Annotated in this window: 21 protein-coding genes; 19 read left to right on the forward strand and 2 right to left on the reverse strand. The window is 38.3% G+C overall.

Going from position 1 to position 26,434, the window contains the following annotated elements; all coding sequences use genetic code 11:
• The first annotated feature begins 96 nt into the window (after positions 1 to 96).
• The 3 genes from RCJ95_RS05870 to RCJ95_RS05880 all read left to right on the forward strand — a co-directional run bounded on the left by RCJ95_RS05870 (position 97) and on the right by RCJ95_RS05880 (position 5,853).
• Positions 97 to 3,879 carry a DEAD/DEAH box helicase gene (locus RCJ95_RS05870; protein WP_320940037.1) on the forward strand — a complete coding sequence of 1,261 codons (3,783 nt, stop codon included), beginning with the start codon at positions 97 to 99 and terminating at the stop codon, positions 3,877 to 3,879.
• A 1-nt stretch (position 3,880) separates the two neighbouring features.
• Complete coding sequence (locus tag RCJ95_RS05875) at positions 3,881 to 4,633, forward strand: hypothetical protein (protein WP_221679102.1); 753 nt, start codon at positions 3,881 to 3,883, stop codon at positions 4,631 to 4,633.
• A gap of 149 nt (positions 4,634 to 4,782) precedes the next feature.
• Entirely contained in the window at positions 4,783 to 5,853 is a 1,071-nt protein-coding gene (locus tag RCJ95_RS05880) for a glycosyltransferase family 2 protein (RefSeq protein ID WP_257521061.1), read from the forward strand.
• Between the two features lie 337 nt (positions 5,854 to 6,190).
• Here RCJ95_RS05880 and RCJ95_RS05885 read toward each other — a convergent pair whose 3' ends face one another.
• Positions 6,191 to 6,736 carry a helix-turn-helix domain-containing protein gene (locus RCJ95_RS05885; protein WP_446722018.1) on the reverse strand — a complete coding sequence of 182 codons (546 nt, stop codon included), beginning with the start codon at positions 6,734 to 6,736 and terminating at the stop codon, positions 6,191 to 6,193.
• 529 nt (positions 6,737 to 7,265) lie between these two features.
• On the opposite strand from RCJ95_RS05885, the gene dapA reads away from it, so the two are divergent.
• From dapA to abaF, 3 genes are read left to right on the forward strand one after another with little or no spacing between them, the layout of a single operon-like run.
• Complete coding sequence (gene dapA, locus RCJ95_RS05890) at positions 7,266 to 8,132, forward strand: 4-hydroxy-tetrahydrodipicolinate synthase (protein ID WP_221679105.1); 867 nt, start codon at positions 7,266 to 7,268, stop codon at positions 8,130 to 8,132.
• Positions 8,133 to 8,149: 17 nt separating this feature from the next.
• Positions 8,150 to 9,634 (forward strand): aldehyde dehydrogenase, encoded by a 1,485-nt coding sequence (locus RCJ95_RS05895; RefSeq protein ID WP_221679106.1) that lies wholly within the window; start codon positions 8,150 to 8,152, stop codon positions 9,632 to 9,634.
• Positions 9,635 to 9,666: 32 nt separating this feature from the next.
• Positions 9,667 to 10,974: a fosfomycin efflux MFS transporter AbaF gene (gene abaF / locus RCJ95_RS05900; protein ID WP_221679107.1), complete on the forward strand. Its 1,308-nt coding sequence runs from the start codon at positions 9,667 to 9,669 to the stop codon at positions 10,972 to 10,974.
• Positions 10,975 to 11,109: 135 nt separating this feature from the next.
• Here the strand turns inward: abaF and RCJ95_RS05905 are convergent, their stop codons facing one another.
• The gene (locus tag RCJ95_RS05905; protein WP_221679108.1) at positions 11,110 to 13,299 is read right to left on the reverse strand and encodes a DNA topoisomerase III; all 2,190 of its coding nucleotides are present in this window, start codon (positions 13,297 to 13,299) and stop codon (positions 11,110 to 11,112) included.
• A gap of 376 nt (positions 13,300 to 13,675) precedes the next feature.
• Between RCJ95_RS05905 and RCJ95_RS05910 the strand changes: the two genes are divergently transcribed.
• From RCJ95_RS05910 to RCJ95_RS05970, 13 genes are all read left to right on the forward strand, one after another.
• Positions 13,676 to 14,293, forward strand: coding sequence for a TetR/AcrR family transcriptional regulator (locus RCJ95_RS05910; RefSeq protein ID WP_131520718.1), 618 nt, complete (start codon positions 13,676 to 13,678; stop codon positions 14,291 to 14,293).
• 119 nt (positions 14,294 to 14,412) lie between these two features.
• Positions 14,413 to 15,555 (forward strand): acyl-CoA dehydrogenase, encoded by a 1,143-nt coding sequence (locus RCJ95_RS05915; RefSeq protein WP_004225536.1) that lies wholly within the window; start codon positions 14,413 to 14,415, stop codon positions 15,553 to 15,555.
• A 43-nt stretch (positions 15,556 to 15,598) separates the two neighbouring features.
• Entirely contained in the window at positions 15,599 to 17,233 is a 1,635-nt protein-coding gene (locus RCJ95_RS05920) for an AMP-binding protein (protein WP_221679110.1), read from the forward strand.
• 15 nt (positions 17,234 to 17,248) lie between these two features.
• Complete coding sequence (locus tag RCJ95_RS05925) at positions 17,249 to 18,607, forward strand: acetyl-CoA carboxylase biotin carboxylase subunit (protein WP_369354273.1); 1,359 nt, start codon at positions 17,249 to 17,251, stop codon at positions 18,605 to 18,607.
• Between the two features lie 68 nt (positions 18,608 to 18,675).
• A complete protein-coding gene (locus RCJ95_RS05930; protein ID WP_004225532.1) occupies positions 18,676 to 18,888 on the forward strand; it encodes an acetyl-CoA carboxylase biotin carboxyl carrier protein subunit in 213 nt (70 codons plus the stop codon).
• 14 nt (positions 18,889 to 18,902) lie between these two features.
• On the forward strand, positions 18,903 to 19,820 hold the full coding sequence (locus RCJ95_RS05935) for a hydroxymethylglutaryl-CoA lyase (protein ID WP_369354274.1): 918 nt from the start codon (positions 18,903 to 18,905) through the stop codon (positions 19,818 to 19,820).
• Positions 19,817 to 20,599, forward strand: a complete 783-nt coding sequence (locus RCJ95_RS05940) for an enoyl-CoA hydratase (RefSeq protein WP_257521068.1) — start codon at positions 19,817 to 19,819, stop codon at positions 20,597 to 20,599. Before RCJ95_RS05935 ends, RCJ95_RS05940 begins: the two co-directional genes overlap by 4 nt.
• A gap of 53 nt (positions 20,600 to 20,652) precedes the next feature.
• Positions 20,653 to 22,191: an acyl-CoA carboxylase subunit beta gene (locus tag RCJ95_RS05945; protein ID WP_004225528.1), complete on the forward strand. Its 1,539-nt coding sequence runs from the start codon at positions 20,653 to 20,655 to the stop codon at positions 22,189 to 22,191.
• A gap of 45 nt (positions 22,192 to 22,236) precedes the next feature.
• Positions 22,237 to 22,890, forward strand: coding sequence for a VanZ family protein (locus RCJ95_RS05950; RefSeq protein ID WP_221679114.1), 654 nt, complete (start codon positions 22,237 to 22,239; stop codon positions 22,888 to 22,890).
• 332 nt (positions 22,891 to 23,222) lie between these two features.
• Entirely contained in the window at positions 23,223 to 23,948 is a 726-nt protein-coding gene (locus RCJ95_RS05955) for a hypothetical protein (RefSeq protein ID WP_369578737.1), read from the forward strand.
• 24 nt (positions 23,949 to 23,972) lie between these two features.
• A complete protein-coding gene (gene ybaK, locus RCJ95_RS05960; protein WP_369354276.1) occupies positions 23,973 to 24,467 on the forward strand; it encodes a Cys-tRNA(Pro) deacylase in 495 nt (164 codons plus the stop codon).
• Between the two features lie 119 nt (positions 24,468 to 24,586).
• Positions 24,587 to 25,222 carry a YczE/YyaS/YitT family protein gene (locus RCJ95_RS05965; protein WP_004225524.1) on the forward strand — a complete coding sequence of 212 codons (636 nt, stop codon included), beginning with the start codon at positions 24,587 to 24,589 and terminating at the stop codon, positions 25,220 to 25,222.
• Positions 25,223 to 25,323: 101 nt separating this feature from the next.
• The gene (locus RCJ95_RS05970) at positions 25,324 to 26,400 is read left to right on the forward strand and encodes a nucleotide kinase (RefSeq protein WP_369578736.1); all 1,077 of its coding nucleotides are present in this window, start codon (positions 25,324 to 25,326) and stop codon (positions 26,398 to 26,400) included.
• The last annotated feature ends 34 nt before the right edge of the window (positions 26,401 to 26,434 follow it).

Genomic DNA, 26,434 nt, shown 5'->3' on the forward strand with positions numbered 1-26,434 from the left:
TGGTAAGAAATCACTGTGCAGGGGATTTTTCTTTGTAAGTATTGTTTTAGTATGTGATAAAATAAAACTTTAGTGACTCAGGAAGGAGGGCTGCTCATGCAGGACATCGCTTTACTAGAAAAACAACGCTGTAATCTTATTTTGACCAATAAGGCGAAGGAAGCGGTAGAGGAATGCTCAGCAAACGAGCATGCCTTTTTTGCGTTACAAAGATCTTTTACTGTCTATATTGAAAAACGAAAAGCAAAAACAGTTGGTGAAACCTTTTTATCCATCTATTTTAATGCGGAGGACAATGAAAAATTAAGCGATCTTCTTGCTGAGAAAACGGTTATTATGGATTGTGTGCTAAAGGTGGAAGGATTGCTGGCAACCAATATTCGATTTGTCCATATGCGTGGACCTATTAACACAAATCGTCGCTTAGCAGCCGCATTACAATTTGTGACAAAGCCTAATAATGGAGCAGGTATTCCACTTGAGCTGCACACCAAAATAAGACAGCTACCGATTGCAGAAGAACGTACAGAGTATGTAAAAAAACGTATAGCCAGCTGGGAAGGCTATTTAAAAATACAAGAACGAGATGCAACCATTGATGATATTCATACAGAATTTAAGCAAAGCTATTTCAATGAAGACTTTACACGCTTAACTATTGTATGTCCCTACATAAAGAGTAAAGAATGGAAAAAGCTAGAGGGGTTAAGTGTTAGCATTCAAGGAATTCGAGGCGAAATAGGACAGGTTATAAAGGCTAATGCAGGAAAGCAAACGGTAGAAATTGATGTAAAGCCTTTTATACAGGATTTGGCTCGTAAGGACGGACTGAATCTTCGTTCAAAACAAGCGAGCTTTAGTAATTTTGCAACATTAAGCCAAATTCGACGACTACGTAATGGTTTTACAAAGCTAGAAAAGGGTGAGGCAGTAAACCCTAATTTAGAAACAATACTGTTTGAGAGACGCCCTACAGTTCGTGCATCCAAGCTACGCGAAGATATTGAATTTCATAATAATTTAAATGAATATCAACGACGAGCCGTTTTAGGTGCACTATCAGTTGAGGATTTGTATGTCATTCAGGGTCCACCTGGTACGGGGAAAACAACTGTCATTTCAGAGATTTGTCAGCAAAATGTTAAAGCAGGCTTAAAAACACTTGTTGCCTCACAGTCTAATTTAGCTGTAGATAATGCATTAGGACGCTTACTGTCCAATCAAGAAATTCGAATTTTACGCTATGGTAGAACGGAAAGTATTGAGGAAGAGGGTAAAAAATTTATAGAGGAAAATGTGGCGCTTCAGTGGCGTGCGCAGACACTTGCTGCGATTGAAGAAGCAATTACAATATTTCCAGAACGTCAGCAAGAGCTAGAAGCAAACCTTGTAAAAGCAAAAGATGAGCTAGAGAAATTAGAGCAATGGCTTGAGCAATTAACACAGGAAATGGCTGCAAAAGAGCAGGCAGCTATTGAAGAACCCATTTTACAGCAGGAGATTCAAGCATTAAAAAAAGAATTGAAGGTTGCTAAAACAGAGCAACAAACATGTGAGACTCAAAAAGAGCATTATGAAAAACAGCTCGCACAAATTGAGCCAATTGTACAGCAGCTTGAACAGACACTTGCTGATTACCCTTCAGTCGAGAAACTACAGGGTACGATTCAGAAAACTACTGAAAAAGTGAAACATCTAGAGGCTGCTGCTCAATATAAAGAACTACAAGAACAAAAGCACCAGTTAACACAGCAATTTGAAGAGATACAGCAGAAATATGAAATCGAAAGCAATCGTCTAGTAATCATGAAGGAAGCGCAAAAATATATATACACCTTAACCTCATTTGACCTTATTCAGCGTTTTTTACAACATTATCAAATTCGCCCTTCTCATGTACTTTCGCAACAAATAGGTCGCTTGCAGCATTTAGAGGATGCGAAAGATTTAGAGGCATGGTCAACGATTAATGCTCGTTTACAAAAAGCAATTGTGAAGCTAGAGGCTTTGGTCACGCATGAAGTCAAGGAGCGTGCCCTTGCTAAAAGTAGACTACAACCAGTACAATCGTTTTCTTTGCAAAACCTTACTGGTGTATTCGCACAATTAAACACGGCTTTTCAAGATGGTCAAGCACCCGCAAGTGATGTTATTGAAAGTTATTTGCTCGGGTTATATATGCGTCGTGATTTTGTTTGGCAAAAGGGGATAGCACTAAAGCAACAGCAAGAGCATAAAGATCAGGAATACGAAACTTTTCGTAAAAATCTTGTAACTTTAATTCATCAGGAGTGTGCAATAACTAGCTTTGATGTGCAAAGTTACCAGCGGCAGCTCCAACCATTTTTACAGCATACAGAGCGGTTACAACAATTAGCAAACGCCTTTCAGATTACTGAAGAACCAGAAGAATCTGTAGACTATTTAAAAATTCTTGCCTCCCAAGCTAGAGAGTCTCTTCTACAAGCAAAGCAGCAGCTTGAGGCAGTGGAGCAGGCTAAAGTACAACTCGTTCCTAAACAAGCCTCTTTACAGACTGTCCAAACAAACATGCAGGAAGTAGAACAGCAGCTAACGCTTATAGAAGAACAGATAAAAGATATTAATATAGCTGGATTGAAGAAAGAAAAGCAACTAGCTACCTATACAAAGCTTTTACAATCTATGCCAGAACGAACTGCTGAAGAGGTGAAGGAAGCTATTCAAACTGCAAAGCAAGCAATCGAAGCATTCCAACGTCAGGAAAAACAGCTACCTCTTCACAAAAAACTACAAGAACAATGGCGTGAAAAATTACAAAACGCAACAGAGTATGATTTAGATGAAATTCGAAAACTGTATGTACGTCATGCGAACGTTATTGGTACAACATGCGTAGCTTCTGCCAGTAAGGAGTTTATGGAAAATTATCCGACCTTTGATGTGGTTATTATTGATGAAGTTTCAAAGGCAACACCACCAGAATTGCTCTTACCAATGCTAAAGGGGAAAAAAGTTATTTTAGTAGGTGATCATCATCAGCTACCACCATTACTTGGGGATGATACGCTGGAGGAAACATTGAAGGCAATGCTAGAAGAAAATCCAAACTTTGAAGGCGCACAGGAATTAAAAAATCTGTTGCGTGAATCATTATTTGAGCGTTTATTTAATAATTTGCCACCAACGCATAAGCAAATGCTAGCATTGCAATACCGCATGCATGAGAAAATCATGCAAAGTATCACACCATTTTATGCGGAAGAAGAAAATGGCTTGCAATGTGGCTTACCAGATTCGGATGCAGCAAGAGATCACGGCTTAGAAGGGCAGTTTATAAAACGTGATGACCATTTACTGTGGATTGATATTCCAACAGAAAAACCTTATTTAGAGGAGCAAGTAAAAGGCGGAACGAGTCGTTTTAATGAAGGAGAATTGCTCACAATTCGACGTATTTTACTAGATCTCAATGAAGCGGTGAAGGCAGCAAAAGAAGCAGGGCGTATGCCGCAGGATGCTCAAAAAAGCGTTGGTGTCATCAGTTTCTACGGTGAGCAAGTAAAGAAAATTAATCGCCTTCTTCAGCAAGAATTACAGCTACCACATCTGCAATTTAGAACAGGGACTGTTGATAAATTCCAAGGGATGGAAATGGATGTCATTTTAGTGAGCATGGTTCGTAATACACCCAAGGGCGGGGATATTGGCTTTGCCAGAGATTATCGTCGTTTAAATGTCGCGCTATCTCGTGCACGTGAGTTACTACTGCTTGTTGGAAGTGCAGAAATGTTTGCAAAACGTGCAAAACATCAAGAAACAAGAGAGATGTATGCGAATTTATTAAAAACAGTAAAATCCTACGATGGCTTACGTAATCATGAAGGATTGGTGATATAGATTGTCAAAATTACAACAACGACTAATGCGTGAGCTTCAGCAGAATCGTAATATTAAGATTGTCAAAATGGCTGAATGGTGTATTCCCATTCGAACAGTTGATGTGACCTATGAGCCTGTTCGTCGTTCAACAATGGATGTCTTAATGACAATGCTTCTGCTTAGTATTCAAGAGGCGGATTTTAGCAATGCACAGGAATTGAGCGAGCTATTGCTGGTAGACTCATTATTTATTGAAGACTTGGTTTCTTTAATGATTCGAGTAAACCTTGTGAAGAATGAAGATGATTTCTATAGGCTAACTGAAAAAGGACAGAAGCAGCTAGAACGAGGTATTTTTGAAGAAGAACTAGAGGAAGAAACCTCTACGCTTTACTTTAGTCCCTGCCATCAATCGTTTCTCACTATCGATACGAGGAATGATGAATATGATGAATTGCCAGAGCTTTATCGTTATATTGACAAAGAGGCAGAACAACAGGAACAATTTGAGGAGTCCATGGTGATTGCAGCTTTACAGGAATCGGATGAAGAAGAGGAAGGGAGCTCTCAGAAAGTCATCGCAAAAATTGTTCAAACAGCAGCTCAGCAAATAAATGATAGCCCATGTTTAGAGTTTGTTCTTTATGATAAGGAACAGGATATAGTATTTGTACGAGTTTGGAATACATTACTCAATCAATGGGATTATCATTTAGAGCAACAACTTACAGACGAAGAACAATTAACATGGCGTGAGCAATATTTATCTTGATTCAATTTCAATTGCTAGAAAAAACGAACGTAAATCGCGTTCGTTTTTTTATTTTAATTATAAATTTACAGAGTTAGGTGATAATCGAAAAATTTTTTCGATAAAATACTGCATTAGCACAAATTAAACCATCGCTAAGGAGGGGACAGATGTTAACGATTAGTTTATGTATGATTGTTAGAAATGCACAATGTACGATTGAAAGATGCTTAGATTCGGTTCAGCACCTCGTGGATGAGATTAATATTATTGATACTGGTTCAACTGATCGTACAAAAGAGATTGTCCAAAATTTTACCTCTCGAATTTATGACTTTTCCTGGTGTGATCATTTTGCTAAAGCTAGAAATTTTTCCTTTCAGCAGGCAACAAAAGACTATATTTTATGGCTTGATGCTGATGATGTTATGACAAAGGAAAATCAGCACAAGTTCAGCCAACTAAAGCAATCGTTATTTCCCTCTATTGATGCTGTAACAATGGATTATTATTTGACGCTTGATTGTGATGGGGAAGTGGAGTGTAGTGAACGAAAGTTTCGTCTAGTAAAAAGGGCGAATCATTTTCAATGGGAGGGTGCTGTTCATGAGAATTTAAGGGTGTCAGGGCAGCTCTATCATAGTGATATTGCTGTCACACATTTACCGTTAACGAAAGATATTCATCGCAATATAAATATTTATGAGGGATTAATAAAGAATGGACATTCTCTTTCAGCAATTGAGACATTTCATTATGCGAATGAACTAAAATTACATCACCGTTACCTAGAAGCTATTAATCAATACAACCTATTTTTGGATAGCAACTTAGGCACTACAGATAATCGCATTGAGGCTTGTTTACATGTAGGGGAATGCTATCGACGTTTACATGATGATCAACAAGCACAGCAAGCTGTTTTGCAATCTTTCTTATATGATCGACCAAAGTCAGAAGCATGTTGCCGAATGGGCCAATTTTTTATGGAGCAATTAAAACATAAAGAGGCTATTTACTGGTACTCTCAAGCCTTGCAACAAGCTCCTGCCGATACAATGACTATCCAAAAGCGTGCTTATTCAACATGGATTCCACATCTACAATTAAGCCTTTTGTACAGGGAGTTACGGTTATTTGAAAATGCCTTTCAGCATAATCTAGAGGCACAAAAATGGAAACCGAATCATCAAGAAATAATCAATAATGAAAAATATTTACTTAGTCAGTTAAAGATATAAATCTTTCTTATGGAAAAGGTACATCAATAAACAAGACATAAATAGCTTGGCCAATTAACAATGAAACACCTACAACAACCGTCATAAAAATCACATTACGTGGCCTAAAATTTTTTGCTTCCATTAAAAACCTCCCTCGATATAGAATATTCAGTCAATTCAAGATATGTTTCGAAGGGATGAGTATGCATAATAAAAGAGCAAATTCACTTTAATTGTGAATTTGCCTATTACTAACTGTCTGCAATTAACTGTATACATGAAAAATACTCACAGTGTGCAATGCGCTGTGAGTATTTTTTTAATCAAGCAAAGTGTATTACGAACCTGCTAAACATTATATCGGAATACTTGAAATACAAAGGAACTTTACAATTGAATCTGTTTTATTTATCCAATTATGAGGGGTGGCTGAATCTAAGAAAACACAATCATAAGGATGTAAATCATGCTCCTCTTTGTCAATGACAATGGTTAGTATGCCTTCCAAAACATAAAGAAATTCTTGGCCAGAATGAGAATAAGAATCCTCTCGATTTGCACCTGGATTCAATAATACTAAGATGGGATTAAAGAGTGGATTTTCAATGTTTCCTGCTAAATCTCTATAAAAAAATTGGTTATTCATGGTGTTCGTTTTACTAATAATATTACGCATAACTGTAGGTGCGATTTTTTCATCAGACTCTGAAAAAAAATAGCTCGGATTAACACCAAGTGCTTCAGATATTTTTTTCAATGATTCTAGCGTTATGGATGATTTTGATCGTTCAACCTGGGACAAAAAGCTAATTGAAAGATTCGTTTGATCAGCTATTTGTTTTAATGTTAACTTCCGTTCTTTTCGTAAACTTTTTATTTTTGCTCCAATTATATCAGTCACTGTTCTCCACTCCTGTACAAATATTAGTTCTATTTACTATTCAAGAAAAATATCTTTGGGTGAAATTCATTAAGTAAATTTATTTCATAGGTGTATGTTAAGGGTTATTTTATTATTTTGTAATTTGACTAGTCACAATAACTCCGAGAACTAATTAGACCCTAAAGTAACCATACAATAGTAGTTACCTTCTCATGATTCTTATTGCAGTGTTCGTTTATCTACATATTTCACCAAATAGAAGAAGCCACGTTGATAAGGATAACACAAAAGCTTTAATTTCAGAACGGTTACAAAATTTGGGTGTAAATCAATCTAAATCATCAATAAAGATTGATCATTCGAGTTTAAGTGTCACTTAAATAAATATGTGTAATATATAAATAAAAGAAGATTTCATTTAAAAATATTCGGAAAATTTAGTTTACATAGAAAATTCGGTGTGCTATTATCTTCAATAATTGAAGCTGTACTTCAATATTGTATTTGTTGAATCAAGTATTCTATTAAATAATAAAGGAGAATGAAGATGAATTTTCATGGTATTTTGGTTCCTATAGTGACTCCATTTAAACAGGATTTAAGCCTAGATTTAGAAACTTTAAAGCAATTGACAAACACATTTATTGACAAAGGTGTTAATGGTTTAGTGGTGTGTGGCACAACTGGTGAATATTACGCCTTGAATGAAGTGGAACGTGAAACCGTTTTAAGAACGGTGTCGGAAGTTGCTAAAGGTCGAATATCCTTAATTGCAGGTATTAATGATTTATCAACTGATGGGGCAGTTAACCGTGCCAAACAGGCTAAAGATTTAGGGTATGAAGGTTTAATGTTATCACCCACACCTTATAGCTTGCCTGACCAAAGTGGTTTGATTGCCCATTACGAAACAGTGGCGGCTTCAACTGATTTACCTATTATCATGTACAATTTCCCTGCTCGTATCGGCATTGAAATTGAGTATGAAACGGTGGTGCATTTGTCTAAAAATCAGAATATTGTTGCTATTAAAGAGAGTAGTGGTGATTTTAGCCGTGCATTACGTTTGCTACAAACTCCATTTGAGAATTTTGAAGTGATTTGTGGTTGTGACGATCAGCCAATTGACTTTTTCTTTTGGGGCGCAAAAAGTTGGATTGCTGGAGCAGGTAATGTGTTCCCAGAGGAGCAAGTAGCTATGTTCAATGCTTCCATAGCAGGGGATTGGGACAAAGCACGGCAAATCATGAGGGATATCTATCCTGCTATCCACTCGATGGAATCTGGTAACTACAACCAAAAGGCCAAGTTAGGTTGCCTGAAAGGTGAAATCAAAGTTGGTACAGTGCGCCTACCTTTATCTGATTTGTCAGAAGAGGAAAAAGAGGAGTTTTTGGCTTTTTTTAATAAATAAATTGGAGGAAAGATAAAATGACCGTATCAAAAGAACAAATCTTTGCCCTTGCTAAAGAAGGGAAGCTTTGGGCTGGTAACTTAATTGATGGTTTTTCGACTACAGACTGTAAAATAGAAAATCGTACTCCAATCGACAACAGCATAATTGGCTATATAGCCGATGGTAATTCACAGGATGTAGAGGCGGCTGTTAAGGTAGCTAGAGAAACATTTGAAACAGGTACTTGGAGTAAATTATCCCCGAGTGAGAGAAAAAAAGTAATGATTAGATGGGCACAATTACTAGAAAAACACAGTGAAGAATTGGCCGCCTTGGATTGCGTAGATGCAGGTAAACCTATTACAGAATGTTTGAATACTGATATGCCAGCAACCATTGATACATTTTATTGGTATGCTGAAGCCATTGATAAAGTCTTTGGCAAAGTTGCTCCTACAGGTAAAGATGCTCTGGGTTTGATTGTCACTGAGCCCATTGGCGTAGTTGGTGCAGTATTACCTTGGAATTTCCCCGCGCAAATGTTTGCTTGGAAAGTAGCACCTGCTTTGGCAGTAGGTAATTCTGTGATTGTAAAACCGGCGGAATTAACGTCACTTAGCGCATTCCGTATGATTGAACTTGCTTATGAAGCGGGGGTGCCTAAAGGAGCATTAAGTTTGGTGTGTGGTTTGGGAGAAAAAGTAGGTGAACCTTTGGGAAGACATATGGATGTGGATGTTGTCTCGTTCACTGGTTCAACAGAAGTGGGTAGATATTTCTTAAAATATTCAGCAGAAAGTAATCTTAAAGAAATCATTTTAGAGTGCGGTGGTAAGAGTCCACAAGTATTGTTTGAAGATGCAGATTTGGATGCGGCAGTTCCACATATTTTATCAGCCGCTTTCTGGAATATGAGTGAAAACTGTAGCTGTGGTTCTCGATTGATTGTACATGAATCTATTAAAGAGGTGTTATTAGAAAAACTAAAGGAAGGCTTAAAGAGCTGGAAAGTAGGAAATCCAATGGATGAGTCGGTCGCCATTGGTCCCATGATTGAAGAAGCGCACTTTAATAAAGTAAAATCATTCCTCGACATTACTATTCAAGAAGGTGGTCGCTTAGTTACTGGTGGTAATATTCACTGTGAGATGGGCAGTGGTTGGTACATTGAACCCACTATATTTGACAATGTAACCGCTAACATGACCTTGTTCCAAAATGAAGTATTTGGTCCGATTTTAGCAGTTAGTACATTTGAAACGGAAGAAGAGGCCATTGAACTTGCCAATAACACTACCTATGGTCTGGCTGCATCTTTTTATAGCCAAAACGTTCAGCGAACGATGCGTGTGGCACGTGAGATAAAAGCAGGAACTGTTTCTGTGAATGGCTTTAGCGAGGGCGATATCACTACCCCGTTTGGAGGCTTTAAACAATCAGGTTTTGGTGGTAAAGACAATGGCTTGGAAGCACTTGAGCAATATGTGCAAACAAAAGTAATTTGGTACGTTCAGTCATAATAATTTGAATCGGCCTTTATGGGGGAGTGTATATGGAGAAAACAGACAATAAGCAACTAAAAAAAGTTGTTGCTGCATCAATGATTGGATCTGTAGCTGAATGGTATGAATTTTTCTTATATGGTACTGCATCTGCTCTCGTTTTTGGAGAATTGTTTTTCCAGAAAACAGGGAATGCTATTGATGGCATCTTAGCTGCATTTGCACTCTATGCAGTAGGATTTCTAGCCAGACCTATCGGTGGACTTGTTTTTGGTCATTATGGTGATAAAATCGGACGTAAAAATTTATTACAAATTAGCTTGATCATCGTTGGAATAACGACTTTCTTAATGGGATGTATTCCCACATTCAATAGTATTGGTTATTGGGCTCCTATCTTACTTGTTACTTTACGTTTAATTCAAGGATTTGCTTTTGGTGGAGAATGGGGTGGTGCTGTTATTTTAGTATCTGAGCACAGCCCAAACAATCGTCGTGGTTATTGGGCAAGTTGGCCACAGGCGGGTGTGCCACTGGGAAATTTAATAGCTACAATTATCCTTTTACTTTTATCTAAAAACTTAAGCCCTGAGCAATTTATGGATTGGGGTTGGCGTGTAGCATTTTGGTTCTCAGCAGTTGTTGTACTGATTGGACTTTGGATTCGCAAAAGTGTAGATGATGCCCCTGTTTTCAAAGAAGCACAAGAAAAACAAGCGCAATTAGAAAAACAACAATTAGGTATTATTGAAGTGGTTAAATACCACAAAAAAGCGATAATTGCAGGTATTGGAGCTCGTTTTGCAGAAAATATCTTATACTATATGGTGGTTACTTTCTCCATTAGTTATTTAAAACTTGTCGTCAATAAAGACACTACCCAAATCTTATTATTAATGTTTGGTGCTCATGCTATTCACTTTTTCTTCATACCATTAATGGGTCACTTAAGTGATATTTGGGGGAGAAAGTCTATCTATATTACAGGAGCCATTTTAACAGCGTTTTGGGGATTTGTTGGGTTTCCGATGATGGATACAGGAAATGATTGGATCATTATGTCTGCTATTACTCTTGGTTTATTCATTCAATCGATGACGTATTCTCCATACTCAGCATTAATGACAGAGTTATTCCCAACTCATATCAGATATACAGCATTGTCCTTATGTTATCAAGTAGCACCAATTTTAGCAGGCTCATTGGCTCCATTAATTTCATTAAGTCTTTTAAATAAATTTAATAGCTCCATCCCAATTTCAATTTACTTGGTTATATCAAGTATCATTTCTATTTCATGTATCATGCTGGTGAAGGAAACAAAAGGAAAATCACTTACTTTTAAGAAAGCACAGTAAATAGGTTTGCTGGCTATAACGTTTAAAATTATGTACGATAATTAATTTAATTTTAGATAACTAGTTCTATTAATATAAAGAAGAGCATGTTTTGACGATTTCTTTCAAAACATGCTCTTCTTTTATATTTTATTTTTAATCGAACTTTAACCCCTTCAACGCTTCAGCAAGTGCATTGTTCACAGGTTCCTCTTTGTTTTGTTGCTTTAAGTACTTTTGTACTGAGCGCTTGTCGACCTTGCCTCCGCCTTCTTTTTTGCGTCTTGCTTCAAAGGCAGATAATTTTTCACGATAGCCACATTTACAAACAAAAATTTGACCATCGCCTTCTCCGCGAAGCTCCAATTTTTTATGACATTGTGGACAACGTGCATTTGTGGTACGTGAGACATTTTTACGATGACCACATTCGCGATCTTGACAGACAAGCATTTTTCCTTTCTTGCCATTCACTTCAAGCATCGGTTTACCGCAATCAGGACATGATTTGGTAGAGATATTATCATGCTTATACTTTTTGTCACTACCCTTAATCTCTGTAACAATTTCCTTTGTGTAATTTTTCATCTCGCTAATAAATACATCTTTTTTTAGCTTACCCTTTGCAATAAGCTCAAGCTTTTGCTCCCAATCTGCTGTCAGGGCAGGGGATTTTAATTCCTCTGGCACTAGGTCGAGTAGTTGACGACCTTTAGAGGTAATATAAATATCTTTGCCACCACGTTTTTCTATTAAAAAGGAATTGAAAAGCTTTTCAATAATATCTGCACGTGTTGCGACTGTGCCAAGACCACCCGTAGATTTTAATGTGTCGGCTAATTTTTTATCATTCGTTGCCATATATTTTGTTGGGTTTTCCATGGCTGATAAAAGAGTAGCTTCGTTAAATCTAGCAGGTGGCTTTGTTTGACCAGAAGTTTGGGCAAGAAGCTTTACTTTTAACATATCGCCCTTATCAATGCGTGGTAATATTTGTTCCTTTACGTCATCTGCTGTGTCCTCATCATCAAAGCGATGTTCATAAACTTCTTTCCAGCCAGATGATAAAATCGTTTTTCCACGAGCAATAAAGCTTTCATCGCCAATTTTTGCACGTAATGTTAATTGTTCATATTCAAAAGCAGGAAGTAGAACAGCTAGGAAACGCTTTACAACAAGATCATAAATTTTACGTTCTTTATCTGTGAAAGCTGAATAATTTACATAGCCCTCTGTTGGAATTATCGCATGATGATCGGATACTTTACTATCGTCGACAAAGGCCTTTGTTGGCTTGATTGGTTTAGTGAGCAGTTTATTGGCGATGGAGCGATATTCACCAATACCACAGGCCTTTAAGCGTTCTGGTAGTGTAGCAACGATATCCTGTGAAATAAAGCGAGAATCCGTACGTGGATAAGTTAACACTTTATGTTGCTCATAAAGTTTTTGCATGATATTCAATGTTTCCTTCGCTGAGTAGCCGAAGATTTTATTGGCATCACGCTGCAATTCAGTTAAATCATAAAGGCCAGGTGCAAATGATTTTTTAGGTTTCTTTTCAATGTCCGCAACGATGGCATTGCTATTTCCTATTTTTTTCACCAGTGTATCGATTTTATCTTTATCAAAGCTACGACTATTACCATTTTGGTCTTGCCATGTGAGCTTTAAGTTGTCAGCTGTTTGCGCTTCAATACCATAATAAGTTTGTGCCTTAAAGTTTTTAATCTCATCTTCACGTGCAGCAATTATCGCTACTGTTGGTGTTTGTACACGTCCGCAATTCAACTGTGCGTTAAAGCGGGTAGTTAAAGCACGAGTAGCATTCAGCCCAATATACCAATCTGCCTCTGAGCGAGCTACAGCAGAGGCATATAGATTATCATATGCATTACCTGGCTTGAGATTGGCAAACCCATCTTTAATTGCCTTATCTGTAACAGAGGAAATCCATAGGCGTTTCAAAGGCTTTTTAATTTTCACTTTATCGAGTATCCAGCGTGCTACTAATTCACCTTCACGTCCAGCATCTGTAGCAATGATGATTTCATTAACATCATTACGTGTAAGCTGACTTTTGACCGCATTAAATTGCTTTCCAGTTTGCTTTATAACCGTTAGTTTTAAGCGTTCAGGTAACATGGGTAGATCTTCAAGATTCCATGTTTTATATTTCACATCATAGCTTTCTGGGTCAGCTAGTGTTACAAGATGTCCAAGCGCCCAAGTCACAATGTATTTATCTCCCTCAAGGAAGCCATTTCCTTTTTTATTACATTTCAGTACACGTGCAATATCACGTGCTACAGAAGGTTTTTCAGCAATTACTACGCTCTTTGCCATTGTTAACACCCTTTCATAGTTCCATGGTTTTAAATATAGCATAGGTTGAGTGGGTTCGCAGTTTAACTGCAATGTAAAATGCATTTAATAGGCAAAGAAAAGAAAGGGAAGAAAAATTGTCATGAAGAGCAAAGAAACTTCATATGGTGTATATGTGATTTTAGCCTTTTAATTTCTGTTCTATGTAAAAATTATGCTCGTAATTTTGCGAAAAATCTATTTTGTTGCTAGACACCAAATTTTGAGAATGCTATATTTATGTTGTCATAGTATTTTTATAATTAGGAAAAAATAGAATACTTTATGGGTTTGAATGATTTTTCCTGATTATAAGGAGTGATGAAGTATAGAGCTAGATGAAGGATGATAGGTGCCTATGGTAAAGAAAACTTTAAAACAAAGAATTGTAGACGCTTCCGTTGAATTGTTTCAACAAGATGGTTATCACAATGTAACAGTGGATCGTATTGTGGAATACATTGGGGCATCAAAGGGTGGATTTTATCATAATTTTAAATCAAAAGATGAACTGTTGTATGAAATTCATGATGTCTTTATTTCATATGTCATTCAACAATCGCAAGCTGCATATGACAAATTCGATACACCTATCACACGTTTGTGTGCCATGCTGCAAACACTGACACAAGTATTTGATATGTATCAAGCACATATTACGATTTTTTATGAAGAAAGTCGTTCACTCTCAGATGAATATAGTGACATCATCCATAAAAAGCGAGATCACTATCGTGATATTTTACAAAGAGTGATAGCAGAGGGTCAGGAAGCAAAGGTTTTTCGTACCGAATTACCTTGTACAATTGTGACAATGGCAATTGTCGGGATGATTAACTGGACATACAAATGGTTTAAGCAATCAGGACCATTAACGATGGAGCAAATCACAGATGTTTTTACCGATATGGTATTACGGGCAATTGTGACAGAACAAGCCATGGAAGAAGCGAAGCAATTTATAATAAAGGGGTAGCCAGTAGGAAACACTGGTTTTATTATTTGTTTTTACAAACCGACTAGTCGGTATTAACTGTAAGCAATTATTCTTAAGCTACATTTACTATGGCAAATTCGACATTAGGGGGACTAGGGATGAATTTTGAATTAACAAAAGAGCAAGAAATGATTCGAGACATGGTGCGTGATTTTGCTGAGAAGGAGATTAAACCGTATGCTCGTGAGGTTGATGAGACATCAACAATGAGAATAGAGAGCTTTAAGAAGATGGCAGAACTAGGCTTATTGGGTATCCCGTTTCCTGAGGAATATGGTGGATCAGGTGGTGATACGGTGTCCTATGCTTTAGCTGTAGAGGAGATTGGTCGAGCATGTGGGGGCACAGGGTTAAGCTATGCAGCTGCTGTTAGCTTAGGAGCCTCACCAATTTACAACTTCGGCACAGAGGAACAAAAGCAAGAGTGGCTAGTTCCATTAGCTAAGGGTGAGACATTAGGATCATTCGGTTTAACAGAGCCAAATGCTGGTTCAGATGCAGGGGGCACACGTACTACAGCTATTATTGATGGTGATGACTACATCATTAACGGAGAGAAATGCTGGATCACCAATGCAGGATATGCTCGACAAATTATTGTAACGGCGGTAACAGGTAAACGTGAGGATGGTAAAAAGATTATTTCTTCTATTATTGTGCCAACAAACACACCAGGTGTAACAATCAACTGTAATTATGACAAAATGGGTGTACGTGGCTCCAATACATGTGAGATTGTGTTAGAAAATGTTCGTGTCCCAAGAACAAATCTATTAGGGGATGAAAAACGTGGCTTTAGCCAGTTTTTAAATACATTGGACGGTGGTCGTATTTCCATCGCTGCTCTTTCTGTTGGAATTGCCCAGGCTGCTTATGAAAAGGCACTAAAATTCGCGAAGGAACGTGAGCAATTTGGTGCACCTATTTCGAAGTTACAGGCGATCCAATTTAAATTAGCTGACATGGCGATGGAAATAGAGCTAGCTCGTACGTTAGTACATAAAGCGGCATGGTTAAAAGATCAAAAGAAGCCATTTGGCAAAGAAGCTGCGATGGCTAAACTATTTGCTTCTGAAATGGGCTTCCGTACATGTAATCAAGCAATCCAAATTCATGGTGGTTCTGGATATATGAAAGAATACGATGTAGAACGTCATTTACGTGATATTAAATTAATGGAAATCGGTGAAGGGACATCTGAAATTCAACGTCTTGTTATTTCTCGTCTAATTGGCTGTTAATCATCATTAGTTAAGTTAAATAGCATAAATAAGGGGGATCTTCATGGCAGAACTTGTGTATCAAACAATTGGTCAATTGCTAGATGAACAATCAAAAAAGTACCCGCAGAATGAAGCATTGGTCTATGCTGACAGAAATTTACGCATGACTTATGAACAGCTAAATCGTCAAGCGCGATACGTAGCGAGAGGTTTAATGGCTCTTGGAATTGAAAAGGGAGATCATATCGCAGTATGGACGACGAATGTTCCTGAGTGGGTACAGCTTCAATTTGGTACAGGGAAGATGGGTGCTCCAATTGTAACTGTAAATACGAATTACCGTGCGAGTGAGTTGGAGTATTTATTGAAGCAATCTGATGCTAAAACGATTTTTTTAATTGAAAATTATCGAGACCATTCTTTTATCAATACACTGCAAGAGTTATGTCCAGAGCTTGAACATTGTGAACCAGGTAATTTGCAATCAAAGCGACTACCTTTATTAAAAAATGTTATTTTAATCGGTGAAACCAAATACCCCGGCGTACTTAATTGGTCAGATGTTTTAACAGCTGCCGAGCAAGTAACCGAGGAACAGTTAGATCAGAGAGAGCAATCTCTCCATTATGATGATGTCATTAATATTCAATATACTTCTGGTACAACAGGCTTTCCTAAGGGAGTAATGCTAACGCATTTTAACTTAGTCAATAATGCTGTCAATATTGCTGAATGTATGCGTTTAACGGCAGAGGATCGTCTATGTATCCCAGTTCCATTCTTCCATTGCTTTGGTTGTGTCATAGGCACATTAGCCATCACAACGAGTGGTGGAACGATGGTACCAGTACAGGAGTTCTCACCTGAAGAGGTACTAAGAACCGTTCAACAAGAGCAATGCACTGCCTTACATGGCGTGCCAACGATGTTCATTAGTGAACTTAATTTATCAAATTTTGCATCTTTCGATCTTTCAACTTTACGTACAGGCGTCATGGCAGGATCAAACTGTCCAATTGAGGTTATGAAAGCGGTCATTGAGAAGATGGGCATGAAAGATATAACAATATGCTACGGTCAAACAGAATCATCACCTGTTATTACACAGACAAGAACGGATGACCCGCTAGTGTTAAAGGTGGAGACGGTTGGCCGCGCTTTACCTAACCTAGAAGTAAAGATTGTTGTTCCTGGAACTACCGAGGAAGCTCCGACAAATGAACAGGGAGAGCTGTGTACAAGGGGCTATCATGTGATGAAGGGCTATTATAAAAACCAGGAGGAAACAGATCTGGCTATTGACGAGGATGGTTGGTTGCATACAGGTGATTTAGCAACAATGGATGAAGCAGGTTATGTCCGTGTAACAGGTCGTTTAAAGGATATGATTATCCGTGGTGGCGAAAACTTATATCCTCGTGAAATTGAGGAGTTCCTTTATACACATCCGAAAATTTCAGATGTTCAGGTTGCAGGTGTCCCTGATCCTGTTTATGGCGAGGAGGCGGCAGCTTGGATTGTTTTAAAAGAAGGGGAGCAGGCTACAGCGGATGAAATCCGAGATTATTGTCGAGATAAAATTTCTAGACATAAAATTCCGCGACATATTTTCTTTATTGATAACTATCCAATGACTGCATCTGGAAAAGTTCAAAAATATAAATTACGAGAAGATTTCGTTATGACCGTAAAGTAAGGAGGGGCAGTGAATATGTTCAACAAGGTATTAATTGCAAATCGTGGGGAGATTGCTAGACGTGTGATCAGAACATGCAAGCGCCTAAATATTCATACGGTTGCTATCTATTCAGAGGCAGATGCAGAAAGCTTACATGTGAAAGATGCAGATGAAGCTTTCTGTGTGGGGAAGCCACCGGTTGCACAGAGCTATTTAAATATCGACCGCATTCTTGAAATTGCACTAGAAAGTGGCGCAGAGGCTGTTCATCCTGGCTATGGTTTACTATCAGAGAATGCAAATTTTGCGAAACGTTGTGCAGAGGCGGGTTTAGTGTTTATCGGGCCAAGTGCTGATGTGATTGCTTCAATGGGCAGTAAATTAGAGGCACGTAAAACAATGAAAGCTGCAGGTGTACCGATTGTAGAGGGTGTAGAAGCGCCTGTGAAGGATGTAGAAGAAGCCACTAGCATAGCCGAGCGTTTAGGCTATCCTATTATGTTAAAGGCATCTGCAGGCGGTGGCGGTATCGGTATGCAACTAGTTGAAAATGCCGAGGAACTAGCCAAAGCTTTTGAGGGCAATCAAAAGCGTGCACAATCATTCTTTGGTGATGGCACGATGTATATGGAGCGGTTCATTGCTAACCCTCACCATGTCGAGGTGCAAATTATTGCAGATCATCAAGGCAATGTTGTTCCATTATTTGAACGTGAGTGCTCTATTCAACGAAGAAATCAAAAAGTAGTAGAAGAAGCACCATCCCCGTTCATCTCACAAGAGACAAGAGAAAAAATGCTAGAAGCGTCAGTTAAGGCGGCAATGCATATTGGTTATGTCAATGCTGGAACAATCGAATACTTGGTTGATGAAGATCAAAACTTTTATTTTTTAGAAATGAATACAAGACTACAGGTAGAGCATCCCGTTACGGAGGAAATTACGAAGCTTGATTTAGTAGAAGAGCAATTAAAAATTGCGGCAAAACAACCTCTTACATTTACTAGAGAAAATATTACTAAAGAAGGGCACGCGATTGAAGTGCGCATATACGCTGAAAATCCTTCGACATTTTTCCCGTCTCCAGGTACCATTACGACTCTTGAATTACCGACCGGTGAAGGAATTCGACATGAATGTGGCGTAGAGTCTGGTTCAGTGGTAACACCATTCTATGATCCGATGATTAGTAAATTGGTAGTGTGGGGGGAAACAAGAGAAATTGCCTGTGAAAGATTAGCACAAGCGCTAAAGGCGTATAAAGTGGAGGGGATTCAAACGAATATCCCGATGCTTTTAAAAACCATCACACATGAGCAATTTTTAAAAGGGCATACGACAACAAAATTTGTAGAGCAATATTATTTACCGCAATTAGCAGAAACAAAATAACAATGATCATGTATTCGTGCTTCCATAGAGGGACGAATACATGATAAAAAAATTAGGAGTGAATGATTATGGCAACAGTAAAAGCAAGCATGGCAGGAACAGTATGGAAAATCGTCGTAACAGAGGGCGAGAAAGTGACAGCAGGTCAAGATGTAGCCATTTTAGAATCGATGAAAATGGAAATTCCAATTGCAGCAGAAGAGGATGGCGTAGTGACGAAAATCATTGCCAATGAGGGAGACTTTATTAACGTTGATGATGATATTTTAGAAATTGAATAAGAGGAGGCTTGTTTATGCAGCTACCTAAGCAAGTCACAATCAAAGAAGTTGGTCCCCGTGATGGCTTACAAAATGAAAAAACGCATATTTCAACAGCTGATAAAGTGCAATTAGTAAATTTATTAGGTCAAACAGGATTAAATTATATTGAAGTGACATCTTTTGTGCATCCCAAATGGATTCCTCAATTGGCAGATGCAGTCGAGGTTCTGCAAGCCATTAAAAGACATAAGGATATTACCTATGCGGCACTTGTACCCAATATGCGGGGCTTAGAACGCGCATTGCAGGCTGAAGTAGATGAAGTAAGTATTTTTATGTCTGCTAGTGAAAGCCATAACCAAAGTAATATTAATAAAACCATAGAAGATACATTTCCCATATTAGAGGAAGTTGTAGTAGGAGCTCAGGCTGCAAAGAAACATGTTCGAGGTTATATCTCAACGGTTATTGGTTGTCCCTATGAGGGGTATATACACCCTGACAAGGTATTACGAGTAACGGAAAAATTATTGGAGATGGGTGTGACTGAAATATCGCTTGGTGACACAATTGGTGTTGGTGTACCGACGCAGATTGAGTTTCTTTTAGAGGAATTGCTAAAAAGGTATCCTGCTGAAAAATTTGCCATGCACTTTCATGATACACGTGGGACCGCATTAGCCAATATTATGAAATCCTTAGAGATGGGTATTACCAAATTTGATAGTGCGCTTGGTGGGCTAGGGGGCTGCCCATATGCAAAGGGTGCCTCAGGTAATGTAGCCACAGAAGATTTATTGTATTTATTTGATGAGATGGGCATTGAAACAGGCGTAGATCGACAAAAGGTGCTAGAGGCGGCACTCTTTATTGAAGAGAAGTTAGGCAAGGCTGTTGCATCAAAGCAAATGGCTATTGTCCGCAATGAAAGGAGTGCAAATCAGGGATGACACAACTCGTTCGTTTTGAATTACTAGAGGATAGTATTGGACTTATTACACTTTCAAGACCAGAAGCTGCTAACGCTATGTCGGTTCAATTACTGCATGAGCTGTCTGACACGCTTGATCAAATCAATGGAGATCCAGCAGTGCGTGTAGTCCTTCTAACAGGTGCGGGCGAAAAGGCATTTTGTGCAGGTGCTGATTTAAAGGAACGTAAAGGAATGTCTGATCAACAAGTGAAGAAGATCGTGCAGCTGATTGGTGCCACTGTGGCAAAAGTTGAAACACTTGCACAGCCTGTCATTGCTGTCCTAAATGGTGTAGCCTTTGGTGGAGGCTTGGAGTTGGCACTAGCTTGTGATTTACGAATTGCTGCTACACATGTAAAGCTTGGCTTAACAGAAACTTCGCTCGGTATTATTCCAGGTGCTGGGGGGACACAGCGACTTCCACGTTTAATTGGTCTTGGTAAAGCAAAGGAATTAATTTATACAGCACGTAGGCTCAATGCCGAAGAAGCTGAAAATTATGGCATTATCGAATATGTTTATGAAGGACATGAGGTATTAGATAAGGCACAACAGCTTGCACTGGAAATGGCAAAAAATGCACCACTCTCTTTAGTGCAAGCCAAAGTTGCGATCAATCAAGGTGTTGAGGTAGATTTAGCTACCGGGTTAAAAATTGAATCACTTGCATATAGTGCACTGATCCCAACAGAAGACCGATTAGAGGGCTTACTTGCCTTCCAAGAGAAGCGAGCGCCACAATATTCAGGGAAATAAAACGCCAAGAAATCATTTTGGTGTAATCGATTGGGCAAAGGGAGGAAATAAACATGAGCAATATCTCGACAGAAAATACACCACCTACAATGAAAGATAAAATTTTAGCAGGTGGATTACCAAAATATCATGATAAAAATGCACAACAAGGCAAGCTATTTGTACGTGAGCGTCTTGAACTTTTACTTGATGATGGTCTTCAATCGGAGGATGGGCTCTATGCAAACTGTTTAGCAGGGGATTTACCAGCAGATGGCGTTATCACTGGTATTGGTAAAATTCATGGTCGTACGGTTTGTGTGCTAGCTAACGATTCAACAATTAAAGCTGGTTCTTGGGGAAAACGCACAGTTGAAAAAATGATTCGCATTCAAGAAACTGCTGAAAAGTTGAATTGTCCATTACTCTATTTAGTGGATTCAGCGGGTGCCCGTATTACAGATCAACTTGAAATGTTCCCAGGACGCAGAGGTGCAGGACGCATTTTCTACAATCAAGTCAAGCTGTCAGGAAAAGTTCCGCAAATTTGCTTATTATTTGGTCCTTCCGCAGCGGGTGGTGCCTATATTCCTGCATTTTGCGATATCGTGGTGATGGTAGAAGGAAATGCTTCTATGTATTTAGGATCTCCTCGTATGGCCGAAATGGTTATCGGTGAGAAAGTAGATTTAGAAACAATGGGTGGCGCAAAAATGCACTGTTCCGTTTCGGGTTGTGGAGATGTGCTTGTTAAATCCGAACAGGAGGCTATTACTTATGCGCGCAAATATTTAGGATACTTCCCTAATAACTATGCAGAGCGTAGCAAGGTAGAGGCTCCTAAACCACCGGCTTCATTTGATAAATCTATTGAAGAATTAATTCCTCAAAATCAAAATGTTCCATTTGATATGTATAAGCTAATTGATCGTATTATCGATGAAGATTCGTTTTGTGAGGTTAAGAAATTATTTGCACCAGAATTAATTACAGGCCTTGCCCGAATTAATGGTCAATCAGTCGGCATTATCGCTAACCAACCACGCGTTAAGGGAGGCGTGCTATTCCATGATTCTGCTGATAAAGCGGCGAAATTTATTTCACTTTGTGATGCATTCAATATCCCACTGTTATTCCTAGCAGACGTTCCAGGCTTTATGATTGGTACTCAGGTAGAAAAAGCAGGAATCATCCGTCATGGTGCTAAAATGATTTTTGCCATGAGTGAGGCAACTGTTCCTAAGCTAACAGTCATTGTGCGTAAAGCGTATGGTGCAGGATTATATGCAATGGCTGGCCCTGCGTTTGAACCAGACTGCTGTATTGCCTTATCAAATGCACAAATTGCCGTAATGGGACCAGAAGCTGCTGTCAATGCAGTCTATGCCAATAAAATTGCAGAACTTCCAAAAGAAGAGCAAGCAAGCTTCATTGCCGAGAAACGTAAAGAATATCAAGAGGAAATTGATGTGTATCGCTTAGCTTCAGAGCTTATCATTGATGATGTGATTGAGCCTAATGAGCTGCGTAAGGTACTAGAAAATCGCTTAGAACTTTATATGTCAAAATACTTATTATTCTCACAACGTAAGCATGGGGTAAACCCAGTTTAAACATACTTATTATAAGGCTGTCTCTGCTGGTAGGAGACAGCCTTTTTGGGTGATAATTTTTTCAGCTACTTGCAAGCTATAGTTGAGCATATTAAAATATGGGAAGGAATAAAAGGGAAGTGGGTGTTAAGCTTGTCTAAAAACAACATAGCGGATGTTCAAAATAATGCCAAGCTCCCATTACCATATCGGGATGTCATTGATACATATTATTTGCCGCTAAAGGTTGCAGGTTGGATTTTATTTAGTATCTATTCATTTATGGCTTTTTATAAATTGGTTATTGATCGCTTAGTAGATGTAGTCGTCGTTTTATTAAAGGGAGATTACTCTATAGGTGACTTAGGATTGTTTGATTATAGTAGCTGGCGATTAACTACTAATTTTATGCCCTTCGAAACGATTCTCCGTTATATAAACTACTCTCAGTATTTTAATTGGGAAATTATAATCGTTAACTTACTTGGCAACTTATTAATTTTTACTCCAATGGGCTTTTTACTGCCATTACTATCGAAGAAATTCCGAAAAGCGTGGGTTATTATTTGTTTAGGCTTTATTTCTAGTCTTGCTGTTGAAACCGTTCAATTTATTTTTACCGTTGGTTCTGCAGATATTGATGATTTAATTTTAAATACAATTGGTGCATGGCTTGGTTACTTAGCCTATAAAGGTATATTGATTAGACCCAAAAAATGAGAAAAGCAGTCCAGTATGAAGGGGCTGTTTTTTTATTTTATATTGATTAACACCATTTGTTTAGTGTATATGGTAATAAATTTTATTGAAAAGTGTATGGAGCTAATAAATGAATATGAAAATATTAGCTGAATGAGGTTCTTTCTGCCTATTTCTGAAAATAATTAGTATCTCTTTAGGAGCTTAGTAGTAATTAGTGCTTGAATTTAATAGTGAAAATTCCGATAATGAGTGTACAGAAACTATTAAAATGGTATAGATAGAGTGTGAGGAAGAATGTTCATATCTATTAACTTATTAGCATATGAAGATAGAAGGACGAGGTGAAAACAATGAAATTATCAAATTTAATGGAGCAAGAAAGAATTTCATCCCAGCATAATCGTAAAAAAATACTTCAGCGTAAAGAGGCAGGAGATGCCTATAGAAAAAATGCGATGTATTTTCAGCCAAAGAAAAATCCATTATTGATTGAACTTGAAAATTTATTATTAGGACGTACTGACCAAGATTTGTATGATCAACAGCAAGAAGAGTCAAAAGAAGTAACTCCTCAGCAGAAAGCCATTATGGAAGATTTACAGCAAACAGAAAAGAATGTACGGGCCCATGAGCAAACTTATAAAGTAGGAATGAATGATAACGCTGATTCCTCGAATATATCCGATTCAGAACAAGGTGACACACTGCACATTTTAGAGCAGGTACGTAATGCAGCATTGTCATCAGCAGAGCCCTCTCCTCTAGATTTACGTGTGGCGCAAAGTGTTGATGCTCAAATACAGCATATGTTAAATAATTCAAATTTTGATGAGGTTGCCACAAATGAAAGCGAACCATCTTTTGTACGTGACATCATTGAAGTGAAGGTTCCTAAACGTTACTCGAAGGAATTGAAATTGGACCCATTTGCAGATACAATTTTCGGTAAGAACTATGAGACTGCATTCAAGTTAAGAGTATTTAAACAGGCATCGGAAAGATATGCGGCTCACGTTCAAATGACGAAAAATGGCTATCGTCCAGACAAGGATTCTATGTTCTCTTTGATAGCCTGATGCTGTAGATAGGAGATTGTTGACATGGCAAAGGCAAAGTATGCGAAAACGAATGCGATTCGTTTATTAGAACAACAAAAAATTCATTTTGATGTGATGGAATATGAAACAGGGGATGGTCAAGTAGATGGTGTTTCTGTAGCTGAGAAAATAGGGCAGCCTGTTGCTCGGGTATTTAAAACATTAGTAGCAAAAGCAAGTGCCCAAAGGTTATTTGTATTTGTAATTCCAGTAGCTGGAGAGCTAGACTTAAAAGCAGCCGCGAAGGTAGTTGGGGAAAAGAAAATTGAAATGTTAGCGGTAAAAGATCTACTTAGCCATACTGGTTATGTTCGCGGTGGATGTTCACCAGTAGGGATGAAGAAGTTATATCCAACGGTCATCGATGTATCTGCTCAAGAACAAGGTAGTATAATCGTTAGTGCCGGGAAAATTGGTATGCAAATTCATGTACAAATAGAAGATCTGAAGAATATAACAAAGGCACAACTTGCCTCAATTACAACTACCCATGAGTGAGAGAATGGGTAGTTTTTTATGTGGTAAGATAAACGGTTTAGTTCAAGCACTATATCTTAATTTTGGTTGAAAGTATGATACAGTAATAGCAATATTATTCATAGAGAGAAGGATAAGGAATGCGTAGAATAATGGGGTGGCGTTGGACCTTTTTTATTGGTGGCTTAATGGTGATGTCACTTGGCATCACGATGTCGATAAAGGGGAAAATTGTTGGAACAAGCCCATGGGATGTTTTACATGTAGGTCTATTTCAAAATTTTGGGTTAAGTATTGGCACATGGTCTATTGTAACAGGACTCTTTATAGTTGCTTCAACATCCATTGTATTGCGTCAATGGCCAAAGATAGGTACTTGGCTCAATATGCTGTTAATTGGCTCGTTCATTGATGTATTTAACTGGATGTTACCCTCGACGGATGTATATGGCTTACAAATTACATATTTTATTATTGGCTTATTTGTTTTGAGCTTTGGCTGTGGGATGTATATTGCACCGAATATGGGCGCAGGACCAAGGGATACCTTAATGATGATACTTGTCGAAAAGTTTGGTGGATCTATTAAAACAGCAAGAATGGGAATTGAAGTACTTGTAACCATTGTGGGCTGGCTTCTAGGAGGACCAGTTGGAGTAGGGACAGTATTGATTGCCTTAACTTCAGGCTATATTGTGCAATATTCATTACCGTATTGTCGTAAAATATTGATGAAATGTATTGGAAATATGGAGGGCATAAAGCCATTCTATTAAACCAAGAAGCTACTTAGATCTGTAAAGGATAGAAGTAGCTTTTCATTTTTTTTAGCGTTCTTTCATATAATGCAGGGCACAAGCTAAAGGAGGAACAACATTTGAACGGAAATGTAACGTATTATTTTGGACACGCATTGACTGGCCAAGGTGTGAAGCATTTATATAAAGAAATGATGGAAGAGGCGTCTCTCGTTTATTTTTTGCAAGGGCCTGCCACATTTAAAGGTTCAGAACTGTTAAAAGAACTTGGATACTTCTATGTAAAACAGGGTTTTGCTGTCGAGTGGTTTAAGCATGCTTTATTAGAGGAGGTTGTTGAGGCCGTTTATATAAAAGGCTGTAACAGACTTTTTGTATGGGCATCTGAGTGGAATATTGAGCCAACTTTACTCGGTACAAAGCATCGTGTCATGTCTTTCTACGATTGTTTAGAGGACCTACAGCTTAAAAAGATTGGAGAACAGCTTGCAGAGGCCATGCAAGAGCGTGTAACATGGCGTGAAAAATGCATAGCGAAACTGAATCAAGCAATTAAGCTACATGATGACTGGGAGGTTGTTACACAAAGCTGTATGGACTGGCAGGCATTAAATGAACAGGTGGAAAATTTAAAGTCGGATGTGTTCCAATCCATTGTTCTAAATAAAACAGGTATGCGGACACATCGTTTACTGGGAACGTTAACTCCTAGAGGTGCGGAAAATACAGTGGATAGTATCACCAAAAGTATCACGACTCGCTTTATGATTAAAGGTAAGCCAGGTACAGGCAAATCTTCACTAATGAAAAGCTTAGCAGATGAAGCAAATGCAAGAGGGCTTGATGCACAAATTGTTTGGTGTGGCTTAGATGCAGGATCTGTGGATATGGTCATTATCCCAGAGCTCAATTTCTGTATTTTTGATAGCACAGAGCCTCATATCTTTAATCCAGAGGATGGTAGGTTAGGGGATAAGATATTTGATATTGGTCAACATTGTACGCTTTCAGAGGAAGCAGAAACTGCAATCGAGGCAGTGCGAGCACAATACAAAGAGGCTATACAGGATGCAATGGGCCATTCTAAACGATATGCAGAAGCTGAATATACTGTTCGTCGTTTATTAGATAATGGTCTGTCGGCTTCTTTATGGCGCGAAAAAACAGCGCCACTATTCGAAAGATTAACAAAGTAATGTAGCTAATGGCTTGCATGTGCTAAACTAGGAG

The sequence above is a fragment of the Lysinibacillus sp. BSL11 genome, from assembly GCF_052928325.1.